Source organism: Dyella psychrodurans (genome assembly GCF_003363265.1).
GTDB classification, from domain to species: domain Bacteria; phylum Pseudomonadota; class Gammaproteobacteria; order Xanthomonadales; family Rhodanobacteraceae; genus Dyella_B; species Dyella_B psychrodurans.
Genome location: NZ_QRBF01000007.1, coordinates 184,782 through 198,675 on the forward strand (window position 1 = coordinate 184,782; position 13,894 = coordinate 198,675).

The 13,894-nt window shown below is 62.4% G+C and carries 14 protein-coding genes; 1 reads left to right on the top strand and 13 read right to left on the bottom strand.

All coding sequences use genetic code 11. The features are described from left to right. Positions 1 to 39 precede the first annotated feature (39 nt). From DWU99_RS17425 to DWU99_RS17440, 4 genes are all read right to left on the bottom strand, one after another. Complete coding sequence (locus tag DWU99_RS17425; RefSeq protein WP_115479350.1) at positions 40 to 1,335, bottom strand: glycosyltransferase; 1,296 nt, start codon at positions 1,333 to 1,335, stop codon at positions 40 to 42. A gap of 66 nt (positions 1,336 to 1,401) precedes the next feature. Continuing rightward, entirely contained in the window at positions 1,402 to 2,421 is a 1,020-nt protein-coding gene (locus DWU99_RS17430) for a YheT family hydrolase (protein ID WP_115479351.1), read from the bottom strand. Then, on the bottom strand, positions 2,418 to 3,218 hold the full coding sequence (locus DWU99_RS17435; RefSeq protein ID WP_115479352.1) for a lysophospholipid acyltransferase family protein: 801 nt from the start codon (positions 3,216 to 3,218) through the stop codon (positions 2,418 to 2,420). Before DWU99_RS17435 ends, DWU99_RS17430 begins: the two co-directional genes overlap by 4 nt. Positions 3,219 to 3,247: 29 nt before the next feature. Then, complete coding sequence (locus DWU99_RS17440) at positions 3,248 to 3,724, bottom strand: Lrp/AsnC family transcriptional regulator (protein ID WP_115479353.1); 477 nt, start codon at positions 3,722 to 3,724, stop codon at positions 3,248 to 3,250. Between the two features lie 152 nt (positions 3,725 to 3,876). Here DWU99_RS17440 and phhA point away from each other — a divergent pair, with 152 nt between their 5' ends. Further along, on the top strand, positions 3,877 to 4,770 hold the full coding sequence (gene phhA, locus DWU99_RS17445; protein ID WP_115479354.1) for a phenylalanine 4-monooxygenase: 894 nt from the start codon (positions 3,877 to 3,879) through the stop codon (positions 4,768 to 4,770). 121 nt (positions 4,771 to 4,891) lie between these two features. Here the strand turns inward: phhA and DWU99_RS17450 are convergent, their stop codons facing one another. The 9 genes from DWU99_RS17450 to DWU99_RS17490 all read right to left on the bottom strand — a co-directional run bounded on the left by DWU99_RS17450 (position 4,892) and on the right by DWU99_RS17490 (position 13,852). Next, complete coding sequence (locus DWU99_RS17450) at positions 4,892 to 5,557, bottom strand: SGNH/GDSL hydrolase family protein (RefSeq protein WP_233511202.1); 666 nt, start codon at positions 5,555 to 5,557, stop codon at positions 4,892 to 4,894. Positions 5,558 to 5,698: 141 nt separating this feature from the next. Further along, positions 5,699 to 7,036 carry a glycoside hydrolase gene (locus DWU99_RS17455; RefSeq protein WP_115479356.1) on the bottom strand — a complete coding sequence of 446 codons (1,338 nt, stop codon included), beginning with the start codon at positions 7,034 to 7,036 and terminating at the stop codon, positions 5,699 to 5,701. Positions 7,037 to 7,121: 85 nt separating this feature from the next. After that, complete coding sequence (locus DWU99_RS17460; protein WP_115479357.1) at positions 7,122 to 7,808, bottom strand: RES family NAD+ phosphorylase; 687 nt, start codon at positions 7,806 to 7,808, stop codon at positions 7,122 to 7,124. A gap of 105 nt (positions 7,809 to 7,913) precedes the next feature. Continuing rightward, positions 7,914 to 8,312 carry an MbcA/ParS/Xre antitoxin family protein gene (locus tag DWU99_RS17465; RefSeq protein WP_115479358.1) on the bottom strand — a complete coding sequence of 133 codons (399 nt, stop codon included), beginning with the start codon at positions 8,310 to 8,312 and terminating at the stop codon, positions 7,914 to 7,916. A gap of 84 nt (positions 8,313 to 8,396) precedes the next feature. Then, the gene (locus DWU99_RS17470; protein WP_115479359.1) at positions 8,397 to 8,996 is read right to left on the bottom strand and encodes a DJ-1/PfpI family protein; all 600 of its coding nucleotides are present in this window, start codon (positions 8,994 to 8,996) and stop codon (positions 8,397 to 8,399) included. A 34-nt stretch (positions 8,997 to 9,030) separates the two neighbouring features. Then, positions 9,031 to 10,785 (bottom strand): DUF885 domain-containing protein, encoded by a 1,755-nt coding sequence (locus tag DWU99_RS17475; RefSeq protein ID WP_115479360.1) that lies wholly within the window; start codon positions 10,783 to 10,785, stop codon positions 9,031 to 9,033. Next, positions 10,785 to 12,434, bottom strand: coding sequence for a SulP family inorganic anion transporter (locus tag DWU99_RS17480; RefSeq protein ID WP_233511203.1), 1,650 nt, complete (start codon positions 12,432 to 12,434; stop codon positions 10,785 to 10,787). The genes DWU99_RS17475 and DWU99_RS17480 overlap by 1 nt, the downstream gene beginning before the upstream one ends. After that, positions 12,431 to 13,048 (bottom strand): ParB-like protein, encoded by a 618-nt coding sequence (locus tag DWU99_RS17485; protein WP_115479362.1) that lies wholly within the window; start codon positions 13,046 to 13,048, stop codon positions 12,431 to 12,433. Before DWU99_RS17485 ends, DWU99_RS17480 begins: the two co-directional genes overlap by 4 nt. Before the next feature lie 99 nt (positions 13,049 to 13,147). Continuing rightward, positions 13,148 to 13,852, bottom strand: coding sequence for a helix-turn-helix transcriptional regulator (locus tag DWU99_RS17490; protein ID WP_115479363.1), 705 nt, complete (start codon positions 13,850 to 13,852; stop codon positions 13,148 to 13,150). Positions 13,853 to 13,894: the final 42 nt, after the last annotated feature.

Sequence of the window (13,894 nt, forward strand, 5' to 3'; positions counted from 1 at the left end):
AGCGCTCGACCCGTCATGCAACCGAAAAGATCAGCAACTTCAGAAGCGTTCGCGCAGTTGCGCTTCGATCAGGTCGGCGGCGACACGTTCACCGTGTTCCGCACGTACGGATTCGGCGCAACGCCATGCGTGGTGGCCGTAACGGGAGTCTTCGAGTAAATCTTTGAGCAACGGCGTGACCGTTTTGCAGCTGTATTCGCGCGACGCAATGGCATGCGCCACACCCAGACGCTTGAGGCGCTCTGCGTTGTCGTATTGGTCGAAGCCATGTGGCACCACGAGCATCGGCCGGCCCGCGCGCAGCGCTTCGGTGCTGGTGCCGATGCCGCCGTGATGAATGATGGCCGCGGCATGCGGGAACACGGCCGCGTGTGGCGCGTACTCGACAGCGTGTGCGAAGGAAGGCAGCGAGGCTGGCAGCTTCGCGCGCATCTCGGGCGAGCCGGTGAAGAGCACCGCACGACGTCCCAGTCGCTCGCATGCTTTCAAGCTTTCATGCAAGAAGTTCGCCCCGATGTGTACGGCGCTCGAGCCCAGCGTGAACACCAGTGGCGGCGTTCCATCGTGCAAAAAGGCTTCCAATTTGCCGTCGAGCTTCGCACCCGGTTGTGCGTAGTGGGCGAAACCGGTGATGCGCACCTGGGACGGCCAATCCGGCTGTCGCGATCCAAGCAGCGGCGAAAACAGGGCAAGCGCGCAATCGGGTGAATGCTGCCCGTGCTGCAGCGGATTGCCCAGTATCGACTCGGGGCGCAGACCGAGTTCGCGCCGAAAGGCACGGACCGGACCGGTCCAGTTTCGCAGTCTCATCAACGTCAAATGCTGCAGCAGTCGCTTGCCTCGCAGCGGACCGCGCGTGAGGGCATCCATCCAGGGTACGCCCACGATGGGCGGTTCGAAGACGGAAAGAAGATTGCACGGCGTCAGTACCGCCGATACCCAGCGCAACCGCCCGGCGGCTCCTAGCGTTTCGCCGAGAATCTGGCCCGCGAACGCCAAGGTCGAGGTGACGAGCACATCGGCATCCTTGCAGATGACCTGCAAGCGCGCATAACTCTCGCGCACGTCGGCACCGGCGAGGTCGCGTATCAGCAGACGCGGGCCGCGCACCGGATGGAAAACGCGCTCGGTGAATTCCGCAACGTTGTCCGGTTGCGGCATCGCACTCGCGTTGACGAAGCGCAAACCCGCCTGTTCCACGGCGGCGCGATGCAGGTCGAGCGTTGCCACCGTGACGTGATGCCCGCGCGCGTGCAGTGCGTGCCCTATCGACAGAAATGGAAACAGATCGCCGAGCGAACCAATCGTGTTGATGACGACACGGGCTGAGCGCATGGGCGGTGTGGGCCGGGGGATGCGCTCAATGATAGCGCGTTGCGCGCACGACCTTCGCTTTCGGCATCATGCGATGGGCGATGAGCCCCCGGCGAGTGCGTTGAAACGCGCGGCGATGTAGTCATCGCAGAAACTTGTCATGTCCCAACCGCGGATAAAGCCGCAATGGCCGCCGTAGGTGGCGATATCCAGCTCCACATGATTCGGCAATTCCAGCTTTTCGAAGGCATCGACAGGAATCACCGGATCGTCGCGCGCGGTGAGGATGGTGGCCGGAATCTGCATGTCGGCGAGCGCGCGACCCGCCACCGAATAGCCATCCAGATAGGCCTGCAGCGAACCGAAGTCGGTGTGGCGCAGCACCAGCGCTTCGGTGAGGCCACGCAGGTTCTGCCTCAACTCCTGCAGCTCGAAATATTCGCGATGCGGGAACGCGGCCTGCTTGGCGCGCAACGAATGCCGCCACTTGTTCATGAAGTACGCCTGGTAAAACCACGGCGCGGTTTCTTCCAGCGAGAACAGGCCTTCGCCCGGATCGATGATCGGACAGACCGCCAGCGCATAGTTCAGCGGAATGCCCGTGGCGGGCGCGCGCAGCGCCACGCGCAACGCAAAATTGCCGCCCAGCGAGAAACCCGCCAGCGCCACGCACCGCGACGGCCAACGCCGCGCGATGTCGCCCACCGCATGCACGACTTCATCGACGCGGCACGAATGAAACAGCGCTTCGTTGAGCGCATGGCTGTCGCCATGGTCGCGGAAATTGAGGCGGAAGACGTCCCAGCCATCGTCAAGAAGACGGCTTCCCGTCTGCAGCACGTAGGTGGAATCGACGCTGCCTTCCCAGCCGTGGAACAGCACGGCCAGGCCGCGCGACTCGGCCTGTGTTTTTTGTGCGGTGTAGGCGCCGGTCAAGCGTACGCCGTCGCCGCCGTCGATCGTCGCCGGCTCCGCACCTTCCAGCACCCGATAAGCGCGACGCGGCAGCAGCGTGCGACGCACGCCGCTGGAAGAGAGCATCGTCTGGATGTGGCCACTGGTGAGCGGCCAAGGCGGGCGGAAATCCCGCCCTGACGGCAAAGTCATCCGGCGCGGTCCTCCAGCGCTATGGCAATGCGCTCGCGCGCCAGCTCCGCCATGCGGCGCCGGCCGTCCGGATGGGTGGGCACGGGTTCCAGGAAATGCACTTCGGCATCCATCGCCGGACCGCCCAGCAGGCGCAGGAAGTTCTGCATGAAGTTTTCGTCCTCGCGGAAACCGGCATCGACCTGCCGCTTGCCGTCGCGGGCGAAACGCAGCGCCACCGGCTGCACCGGCACTTCCGCATCCAGCGCCGCCTGGAAAATGCGTGCGTGGAACACCTTCAGCACACCGTTGTGACCGGTACCGCCTTCGGGGAACACGGCGACCGAGCGGCCTTCGCGCATGCGGTCCACCATCACCTGCATCACCGACGCCAGCGAGTGATTGCTGCCGCGGCGATGGAAGATCGTGCCGCCGCTGGCCGCCAGCCAGCCGACCAGCGGCCAGCTGGCGATTTCCGCCTTGGCGACGAAACACGCCGCGCGCTGGCTGTGCAGCAGCTCGATGTCGATCCAGGACGTGTGGTTGGCCACGAACAGCGCGGCATCGGACAAGGGCTGCCCGACGCGTACGGATCGCAGGCCGAAGATGCGCATCAGTCCGGTGGACCACGCGCGGATCATGCGATGGGTGAACGGCTCGCGGCCGTTCTTCATCACCCTATGGCGATTCCAGGTAAGGATGAACCCGCACAAAAAAATGCCGAGCACGATGTGCAGCAGCAGCAGCGGTATGCGCCACAGGTAACGCAGGGGGCGCAGCAGGTCCCGGTCCGGGGCAGAAACGGCTTCGATACTCATCAGTACATCATTTTAACGTTTTCGATCGGCTAACGCTCTAGTTGCTGCAGCGGGAGCGACGGTGAGCGTTTTACAGTACGCAGGACAAAGCTGGAATTGACATCGGCCACCGCGGCGTCATTCAGCAGCTGATCGAGCAGGAAGCGCGAGAAATGCTCCAGATCGGCGACGTAGATGTGCATCAGGTAGTCCATGTCGCCGGTGAGCGCATGGCAGGCCACCACCTCGTCCCAGCCCGCCAGGCGCTGCACGAAGCGCTCGATCTCGGCGCCTTCATGCCGGGCCAGCTGCACGCGCACGAAGGCTTGCAGACCCAGGCCGACAGCCTGGGGATTGATCTGCGCCGCATAGCCACTGATCACGCCCTCCGTTTCCAATCGCTGAAGTCGGCGGAGGCAGGCGGAGGGTGAAAGGTTGATGCGCTCAGCCAGCTCGGCGTTGGTAATGCGCCCTTCGGCCTGGAGGGTGGCGAGCATGCGCAGATCGGTGCGATCGAGTTCTGTCAATGCACGATTCCTTCACAGAATCACATTTATTAGGTTGAATATTGCACACAAGCGGGCAAAGTCAACAATAAAACAACCACTTTGTGCGGGTTCGGCCGTATGCTTTTGCAGAACATCCCGACACCTTTTACCGGGATCACGCCGGAGCTCCCATGGAAAACGACACCCCCCGCCGCGTTGAGCACCAGCAGACCGATCGCGGTTACATCCCGGTCTACGCCACGGGTGTCGTGGAACAGCCCTGGTCGAGCTATACCCGTACCGATCACGAGGTCTGGGACACGCTGTTCAAGCGCCAGCGCGAGTTGCTGCCGGCGCGCGCCTGCAAGGAATTCCTGGCCGGCGTGGAGCGCTTCGGCCTCGGCGACGGCGGCATTCCGAAATTCGCCGACCTCAACAAGGTGCTGGGCAAGACCACCGGCTGGGAGCTCGTGGCAGTCGAAGGCCTGTTGCCGGACGAGGTGTTTTTCGATCACCTCGCCAATCGCCGCTTTCCGGTGAGCTGGTGGATCCGCAAGCCGGATCAGCTCGACTACCTGAGCGAGCCCGACCTGTTCCACGACCTGTTCGGCCACGTGCCGCTGCTACTCAATCCGATCTTCGCCGACTACATGCAGGCTTATGGACGCGGCGGCATGAAGGCCTTCGGCATCGGTCCCGAAGCGCTGATGAACCTCACGCGCCTCTACTGGTACACGGTGGAATTCGGCCTGATCAATACCGACGAAGGCATGCGCATCTATGGCGCAGGCATCGTCAGCTCGAAAGGCGAATCGATTTATAGCCTGGATTCGCCCGCTCCGAACCGGATCGGTTTCGGGCTGGAGCGCGTGATGAGTGCGCGTTATCGCATCGATACCTATCAGCAGACGTATTTCGTGATCGACAGCTTCGAGCAGCTGTTCGAAGCGACGCGGCCGGATTTCACGCCGATCTACGCCAAGCTGAAAGAACTGCCTGCGCATGCGGCGGCCGATGTGCTCGACAGCGACCGCGTGTTCACGCGTGGTACGCGCGAAGGGTTCGCGCAAAACGCCGACGCCTGATTTTCGTCATTCCGGCGCAGGCCGGAATCCAGCGTCCTCACACTTGATCCGTGACGGCACTTTCAACGGTTGTCGCTACTGGATTCCGGCCTGCGCCGAAATGACGGCGTGGAAAACTAGATCAGCGGGCGTGCGCATCCACCCACGGCTTGATGATGCCGATCCACAGCTCATAACCTGAGCGGTTCATGTGCAGGCCATCCTGCACGAACCACTTGGACTGCGGCTGGCCATCGGGTCCCAGCATGGGCGTGAAGGTGTCGATGAACGTCACGCCTTTTTGAGTCGCCGCGTATTCGCGCACCCGCGCGTTGGCTTCCTCGATCTTCGCCAGCAGCATCTTGCGCGCCATGCTGGGCTTGATGGACACGAAGGCAATCGACACGCCGGGATCTTCCGAGCGCACCTTGCTCACGAACGCCGCGAATTCGTCGCGCACCTGCTGCGGACTGCGGCCATCCCATAAATCGTTGTCACCGGCATATAGCACGATGGCACGCGGGTGATAGGGCGCCACGATGCGATCGGCGAAATACGTGGAATCGCCCAGCTCCGATCCGCCGAAGCCGCGATTGATCACCTTCACTTCCGGAAAATCCGCGGCGACGGATTTCCAATGCTCGATCGACGAACTGCCGATGAAAAGCACTGCGCCTTGCGGTGGCGGACTCGCGCGATCGGACGCTTCGAATGCCTCGATGGCAGGTTCCCAGTACTGGTGGCTGGTTTCGGCAGCGCAAACCATGCATGGCACGCATGCGAACAACAGCGATAGCAGGATTTTCATGACGCTCCCGGGCATGACCCTAATGGACGACTGCGGGATGCGTGGCAATCGTGCCGTAGATCGTCACGCGCGTATCCCCTCGTCCGATCATAGTCCGGCGTATTCGCTTGAAGCGAGTCCTCACCGATCAGAACCATGCACTCATCGGCAGAGCCTCACTCTGGCGTATGCGGCAAATCGCATCAGAAGCAGCGCAAATAAAACAGCGATGAAACCTGCGTATGCGAATTGCGTGCGCGATACGCCAGTCCCGTAGGGAAACCATATGCCTTGGACGCCGAGCTTACTGAGCTCCGCCGCGAACAGACCAACCCCGACAAGCACCGCAGCGAACGCTGCAAGACAAGCCGACAACCGGAATCGCCCGATCAAGCCGCGCCCGATGGTCCATAGATACAGCGCCGCGTCGATCAAACGGACATAGTCGACAAGCGCGTTGGCTACGTCCTTCAACCCACGCGTTGCCTCCGATGCGAACCACGGACGCCCGATCAACGACAACAGCATGTAGATGATCGTCAGCGCTACCAACACGTGGCGCAGCCATGGACGTTTATCCACACCGAACCAGTCGCGCCACGCCAGCGTCCATGTCGCCAACGCCAAAGGAACGAGCAGAACCGCGGTTATCACATCGTAGGCATGCAGGCTCTCCACATGCGTCCAGAAGAAGAGCACCTGGTTGGCGCGCAGCCATGCAGTCAGGAGAAGCGCGGCGACAAGCCAGCGATAAGAGTCGCTGGAGCGGCGCACCATCAACGCAGCTGCGATGATCGCGAGCAGCACAAAAGCCAGCGGTTCCATCGCGTCGACCACATAACCCTTGAAGGTCTGTAGCCATTGCACCTGATTCAGAAGATCGATGCCGTCCGCATCGCCGATCGATGGCGCTATGTGAATGCCCCCGTTCTCGTCGCCCGCATCGCTGGGATCCATCCATACGCGCAATGCGATGAGATACGTGTGCGTCCCGTTCACCGGCGCCACAGGTAACGGAAAAACCGTCGGCTGCACGCTGTACACCGTCGGTGTCTTGCCGGAAAACACGCCCGGGCCGCCCAGCAGTTTTCCGTCGGCATAGAGCTGATACGTCGTATCCACATCGGTGGGCCCCGCCAGCGCGAGTCGCGCATCTTTATCGCCATCGACGGTCACCCTCGTGCGATACCACGCGTAGCCGATGTATCCGGAATGCCCGCGCATGCTCCATCCGGGTACGTAACCAGGAAGTCCGACGTCGGCATCGTGAGCACCAGGGGCCGGCGTGAGATCGACCGTCTCCCATTGACTGTCGTCGATATCCGGCGAAGCCCAGCGAAGGTCGTCACCGGTCTTGAATCGCCAGGGACCGTTCAACGCAACAACCGAATGACCAAGGCTTATCGAAACAGTCTGGACAGGTTCGACCGACGCCGAACATGCGCTGGTCGCATACGCGCCAAGCATGATGAGAGAGGCCAGCCATACTGCGTATCGCATCGATGCGACTCCGGACAGGTCATCCAACCGCCGCCATTGTCCGGTTTTGCAAGGTGCGGACCAGTGCAGGAAGACCTGTACTGTCTCAGTCGCGCTTCAACTCGTTCACTTCAAGCACTTTCGCAATGCGCTTGCCATCCCAGCGATAAATCAGATGCTGGGCTTGCACACAGGGCGCCACGACATCGGGATAGAACGCGGCCAGGCATTCGCCGCCGCGTTGACGCACGCTGTCGTAGACGATGCCGTTGGAACCTTCCGCGCGTAGCGAGCGCGCGAGTTTCACGCTTGCGACATAACTGTCCGGGTCGTGCGCCTCGGGCCATCCGCCACGCAGATCATGCAGTTTGCAGTCGACGCTGGTGCGATAGCAGCGCATTTCGATCTCGCACGCCGGCTCCGAGGTTGCGGCGAGAAAACGCTCGCGGTGATAGACGGTTTCCTCAACCGCGGTGATGACGGCGCGCGCCGCATAAAACACGCCCCACGTGCCGTCGGAAAAGCGGCTGCCTTCCGGATTGAGATGCGTGAACGCCGCCATCACCGGCGTCGAGCCCGGGCCGCTGATGCGACGTTCGCGCGGCACCAGCTGCATGGTGTTCGCTTCCTCGCGCAGGCGCGGATTGGTCAGCGCCTCGATCGCAAACACCGCGTCCAGGTCGACCGGATCGGCGATGCGATCGAACAAGCCCGCCGGCGGAAACCGGCTTGGCACGATGCGGTAGGCCTGGGTCCAGCGGATGCGTCGAATAGGAGGCGTGTCGTTGGGCATGCGAAATCCTTGGCACGGACCGCGCCGTGTTGTTCTTCCCTGTTCGCCTCACATACTGCCGCAGCGCGTTCTCGACGATTGCGACAACGGGCACCCTTCGGTGGCTCAGTTCCAGCCGCGTTGCGCGTCCAGGTACTGCCGCACCACGAACAAGTCGGACACGTTGCCCGACAACATGCGATCCAGCGCGCTATGCCCGCCGAACAGCGCCGACTGGTTGGGTTTGCGCAGCCATGCATCGGCCTGCGCGACATCCGGAAACAGGATCTGCAGCGCCTTGTAGATGCCCAGCAGATAGCTGATGCGTTCGAGCGTATCGCGCCCCAGCACGCCATCCTGCTGGCGCTTCCACTTGTAGAAGGTGGATTCGGGCGGATCGCCAAGCAGCTTGCGCTGTTCGGCGATGCGCAGATCCCACTGGTCGGCGAGCTTGAAAAAGGTCCGCAGGGCAGGGCCGCCGAGGTCTTCGGCCGGGGATGTCCTGGGCAGGGCGTTCGCTGTCATGGCCAACTCTTCCAATAAAGCTTGAGCTGATTCTACTTCATTGGTGAAGTTTTCGCCAGTGGCCGGGAAAGGGCGGCGAGCCCGCTAGGCCAGATAAGGCGTGATGTTGCTCATGGCCCGTTCGACATAGTCGTCTTTCTCGCCCACTGGGGCGACATAGTGGAGAGCTTCCCTGGCCGCTTCCAGACCTTCGCTACGAGCGATGATCCAGGCGGCCAGGTATTGCGAAGCCAAGCAGCCTCCGGCGGTGGCGAGATTGGCCTTAGCGTGAAAGGGCTGATCGAGCACTTCGATGCCCGCCTCCTCCAACCAGGGCCTGGACTTGGCATCCGTGCATGCCGGCTGGTTTCGAAACAGGCCAAGCTTCGCAAGCAACCACGCACCGGAGCATTGAGCACCGACCAATTGCCGAGCCGGATCAAAGTCGAGCTGATCCATGAGTGCTGCGTTACGCGCAATATCTAGTGTTTTGGCGCCGCTGCCGACAACGACGGCGTCGGCAGCGCGCACTTCTTTCAACTTCGACTGCGCTTGCAGCACAACGCCGCTCATCGACGTCACAGACTGCGCAGGACAGCACAGTGACACCCGCCAATCCGGGCGCTTCACTCGATTGAGAATGCCCAAAGCGATCAGAGAATCGAGTTCATTGAATCCATCGAACGTGACGATTGCGATATGCATGGTTCAGAGAAAACTGTCAGAGGCGCCAGGGGCGTTATTTTCCATAGTCCGGCTCGGACCCGCCTTCTACGATGAAGCGATCGATGCGCTGCTCCAGCACCGGCAGCGGAACCGATCCCGTCGAAAGCACGGTGTCGTGGAAAGCGCGGATGTCGAACTTCGGTCCCAGCGCCTTCTCCGCCTTGGCGCGCAGCTCGAGCAGCTTGAGATAACCAAGCTCATACGAAAGCGCCTGCCCGGGCCAGCTGATGTAGCGATCCACTTCGTTGGCGATCTCGCGGTCGGACAACGCGGTGTTTTCCGTCATGTAATCGATCGCCTGCTGGCGCGTCCAGCCGAGGTGATGGATGCCGGTGTCGACCACAAGGCGACACGCACGCCACATCTGATAGGTGAGAAAACCGAAGTGCTGATAGGGCGTCTTGTAGATGCCCATCTCGTTGCCGAGATATTCCGAATACAGGCCCCAACCTTCACCGTAGGCGGAGATGTAGCCGTTGCGGCGGAAGGCGGGTTGATCGTGTTCCTCTTCCGCCAGTTCCAATTGCAGCGCATGACCGGGATACGACTCGTGCAGCGTCAGTGCCGGCATGTTGTAGAGCGGGCGCGAAGGCAGGTCGTAGGTGTTCACCAGATAGACGTCCGGACCGCCGCGCCCGGAGGTGTAGTACGGCGCGATATCCGCCGGCACCGGCTCGATGGTGAAGCGCTTGCGCGGCAGATGGCCGAAGAACTTGCCGACCTGCCCGTCCACTTCCTTGGCCACCCACGCGCTCTTGTCGAGCAGTTCCTCGGGTGTCTTGGCGTAGAACTGCGGATCGGTGCGCAGGAAATGCAGGAAATCGGCGAAGCTGCCCTTGAAGCCGGTTTGCTGCATCGTCTGCAGCATTTGCGCGTGGATTTTCTCTACTTGCTCCAGGCCGATCTTGTGGATGGTGTCCGGATCGAGATCGAGCGTGGTGTATTCGCGAATCTGCTGGCGATAGTAGTCCTTGCCGTCGGGCAGCGCTTCGGCCGCAAGCGTGCTGCGCGCGTGCGGCACGTACTCGTTGCGGAAGAACGCCAACAACTTCGCGTAGGCGGGAATGACATCCCTGCTGATCTTCTCGCGCGCGTCCGCCTGGATCGCTGCCGCGGTGGCGGCGGGGATCGTCGATGGCATGTGTTGCAGCGATGCGTAGAAACTGGTTTGCGTCGGGTCTTTCACGTCGGCGACCGAGGCGATCGATACATCGCGGCCCGCGAGCACCGCGCGCGGCACGCTGAAGCCTCGCTGCAAACCGGCGCGCATGTTGGCGATCTGCTGATCGAAATACGCAGGCACCTGACCCAGGCGATCCACGTAACGGCGAAAGTCGCCTTCAGTGCGCAGGTTGTTGCTCTCGAGATCGTCGTCCAGCTCGCTCCAGAACGCCGAGTCGCTGTTGAACGGCATCTGCCACTGCTTGAATTCCTGATCCGCGATGAAGTTGCGGATCTGCTCGCGATACACCGCGTAGTTCACCTGCTCGGCCGGCGACAATTGCTTGATGTCGATCGCATCGAGCTGCGTCATCACCTTGCGCCATTCGTCGAGACGCTGCTGCTGGCTTTTCGCGTCGACCTGATCGAGCCGCCCGTTGTTGGGCTGCGACTCGCCGGATGTGCTGATGCCGGCCTGGCCGGTACGCCACGCCCACTCCTGCTGATAAATCTGCTTGAAATGCGCATCGGCGCCCTGTTGCGCCAACGCAGGCAGTGTCAGCACTAGGCCCAAGGCGATGCTCCCGATACGCGTTGCAGTGTTCACTACGCTCGATTCCCCGTAGAAGACGGCGCCGAGGAGGCCGACACGGCATCTTCGACGCTCCAGTAACTAAGTGCCTGTGGTGAAAGCTGGGGCAGCGCCGCGCGCAGCAGCAGGGCGCGGGTGTCGTCCTTCAGGCGTGCGACGCGCAAGGCGACGCCACGCGACTGCAACCAGGCCGAAAAGTCGCTGAGCGATTCCAGCGCGGTGCTGTCGAGGTCCGGCGAAGCCTCCAGGCTCAGGATCACCTGCTTCAGATCCTTGCGTTGCTCGACCTGCTGCCGCGCCAGCGTCATCACCGATTCGGCGTTGGCGAAAAAGAGCGGCTCTTCCGGGCGCAGAATCAGTGTCGCCGGTGGCTGCACCGCATCGGGATGCTGGGCGATATCGACGAAGTCGTGACCGTTGGCCAAACGACCGAGCACGCTTACCCGCGCCGCCGCGAGCTGACGCAGCAACAGGATCAGGCTGAAGGCGATCGCCACCAGCAAGCCATTGAGAATGCCCAGCGAGAGCACGGCGACGACGGCCGCCAACGCCAGCAGACGATCGCGCTTCCACTGCAGATACGGCCGAAATACCGACAGCCGCCACGACTTGCTTACCGCATGAATCACGATCGCGGCCAAGACAGCCTCCGGAATCCGCTCGATCCAGCGCAACAGCAGCAACACCATCAACAACACGCTGGCGCCTGCGACCAGGCCGGCCAAACGCGACTGCGCACCAGCCGCTTCGTTAGCCGACGTGCCCGAGTAACCCGCGCCGACCGGCATGCCGTGCAACAAACCGCACAACACATTGGCAACGCCGAGCACCAGCAGGTCGCGATTGGGTTGCACCGGATCGTTGTGCTTGAGCGCAAAGCCGCGGATCGAGCTGTACGACTCCGCATAAAGAATCAGCAGCAATGCCGCCGCCAGTTCGACGCTTGGCAACCACTGCCCGCTGCCAGGCCAGGTCGGCATGCCCAGCGCCATGTGCAGATTGATGGTGCCGGTGAGCGGCACGCCATGCGCGGACAACCAGCCTGACGCGATCACTCCCAGCGCGATGACCAACAAGCTGCCGGGCAAGCGGCGTACGCGTTCGCAGACAAACAGCAGCGCAAGGGCCATCAATCCCGTGACCAGCGTGACCGGGTGGACCTGGTTCGACGTACGCACCAGGTCCGCCATCAGCAAAGGCACGAAATCGCCGTGCAGCCCCGGCCAGCCGCCCAGATTCGGCAGTTGCTTCAAGGCGATCACGATGGCCAAACCGAAGGTGTAGCCGCGCAGCACCGGACGCGCGATCAGATGCGACAGACTTCCCAGACGCGCGGCACCCGCGATCAAAAAGCAGATGCCGCCGAACAGCACCAGCGTGGCGCCGATCGCCACGCGCGCGGCGAGATCGTTGCCCGCCAGCGCCAACGTACCCGCAGCCAGCACGGCCGCGGATGACGACGTGGACGACACGATCGCAAAGCGGCTTCGCCCCAATAGCCCGTAGCAGATCAGGCCGACGAACAGCGCGATGACGCCCGCTTGCGGCGGCATGCCCGCAATGCCCGAATACGCCACCGCTTCGGGCACCAGTAAACCCGCGATCGCCAGGCCCGCCAGCAGGTCGGCGATGCGCACGGAACTCGCGGCGGGCGCGGCGTTCATTGGATGATGACGCCGGTCCATCCCGGTAGATACGCCGTGTCATGCGCGTGCGCGAACAACAAGGCGTTCTGCACGACCTTCGGCGTGACGCGACCGTCCTTGAGCTTCATGTTGCGCCGGTAAAAATCGGCCCACAGGAATTCCGAATAGGGCGTGGCGTCCTTGGAATATCCGCCCGCCATGCGCACACGCGCCGCAAGCGTGCGGAACGGATCGTCGGCCATGTCCTTGAGGTTGACCGGAATGGAGGCGTATTCCTGCCGCTGGCCGTGTTGGTCGTAAGGATGCGCCCAGCGGTTGAATTCCATCGTGTGCCAGAACACCGGCGGCTCCAGCCACGAGAAGTCGCGCTGAATCATCACCGGCACTTCTTTCACGCCTTCTTCAAACAGGGCGAGCCCGAGGTGATGATGATCGACGATGTAAACCTGATTCTTCGGGCCCAGCACGCCCGGGAACCAGTGTTCGGCGAGCATGTCCTTGCGCTTCTTCTTGCCGAGCTTTTCCCACTGGGTCCGCTTTTCGGCCACTTCGGCCCTGCCTACCGTCATCTGGGTCGGGCGCAATTTGCCCGGCGCAATCGACAGCAAAGGATGACGCACGCCTGACGACATGACATGACTCCTACAGTAACCCCCGGTTTGCGCAGGGTACCTGAAGTCGTCGGCGGTGAGGAAAGGGTGGACTACGTGGAGCGGTTTTCTTTTACGTCGTCATTCCAACCCGGAGTAATAACCGCGCATCGCCTGCAGGTACGACGCCAGATTGCGGTCGGGCGCACTCTCGAACACTTCGCCCGTCTCCTCGAACCGCTCGATGCGGTCGGGACGGAAGTTGCGAAAATCGCGGCGCAGGCGGCACCACGTTCCCAATGTCCATTTGCCGCCCCAGAACGCCAGGCACAACGGCTCGACCTCGCGCTCGCTTTCGTGACCCACTTCATCCTTATAGAACAGGCGCAGCACGCGCTGCGCTTCAATCGCCGCATGCAGCTGATCGATGCGTGCGGCAAAGGCGACGGATTCTTCATCGCGCCAGATCGGCGCGTAGATGCGCGTGCGCGACGAACGTTCGCGCAGTTCCGGCGGCAGCACCGCTTCGATCTTCACCAACGCCGCTTGCGCACCGGCGGCGAGCTTCTCGCCGGCAAAGGCACGCACGAAGCGTGTGCCGACCACCAGCGATTCGAGTTCGTCGGCGGTAAACATCAGCGGTGGAATGTCCGAGCCCTTGCGCAGCACGTAACCGACGCCGGCTTCGCCTTCGATCGGTACGCCCGAGAGCTGCAGGTCGGCCACATCGCGATAGACGGTGCGCAGCGACACGCCCAGCGTTTCGGCAAGCTGACGCGCCTGCAGCGCGGTACGGCGACCGCGCAAGGCGTTGATGATGAGGAAGAGTCGGTCGGCGCGGCGCATCCGTAGATGATCGCCCACCGAGACCGCGACAGCCAGCGTCCA

Coding starts and splice junctions, on each gene's coding strand:
- DWU99_RS17430 (WP_115479351.1), bottom strand. CDS start 2,421: ATGACTTTGCCGTCAGGGCGGGATTTCCGCCCGCCTTGGCCGCTCACC.
- DWU99_RS17470 (WP_115479359.1), bottom strand. CDS start 8,996: ATGCATATCGCAATCGTCACGTTCGATGGATTCAATGAACTCGATTCT.
- DWU99_RS17460 (WP_115479357.1), bottom strand. CDS start 7,808: ATGCCCAACGACACGCCTCCTATTCGACGCATCCGCTGGACCCAGGCC.
- DWU99_RS17480 (WP_233511203.1), bottom strand. CDS start 12,434: ATGAACGCCGCGCCCGCCGCGAGTTCCGTGCGCATCGCCGACCTGCTG.
- DWU99_RS17465 (WP_115479358.1), bottom strand. CDS start 8,312: ATGACAGCGAACGCCCTGCCCAGGACATCCCCGGCCGAAGACCTCGGC.
- DWU99_RS17485 (WP_115479362.1), bottom strand. CDS start 13,048: ATGTCGTCAGGCGTGCGTCATCCTTTGCTGTCGATTGCGCCGGGCAAA.
- DWU99_RS17490 (WP_115479363.1), bottom strand. CDS start 13,852: ATGCGCCGCGCCGACCGACTCTTCCTCATCATCAACGCCTTGCGCGGT.
- DWU99_RS17455 (WP_115479356.1), bottom strand. CDS start 7,036: ATGCGATACGCAGTATGGCTGGCCTCTCTCATCATGCTTGGCGCGTAT.
- phhA (WP_115479354.1), top strand. CDS start 3,877: ATGGAAAACGACACCCCCCGCCGCGTTGAGCACCAGCAGACCGATCGC.
- DWU99_RS17435 (WP_115479352.1), bottom strand. CDS start 3,218: ATGAGTATCGAAGCCGTTTCTGCCCCGGACCGGGACCTGCTGCGCCCC.
- DWU99_RS17425 (WP_115479350.1), bottom strand. CDS start 1,335: ATGCGCTCAGCCCGTGTCGTCATCAACACGATTGGTTCGCTCGGCGAT.
- DWU99_RS17450 (WP_233511202.1), bottom strand. CDS start 5,557: ATGAAAATCCTGCTATCGCTGTTGTTCGCATGCGTGCCATGCATGGTT.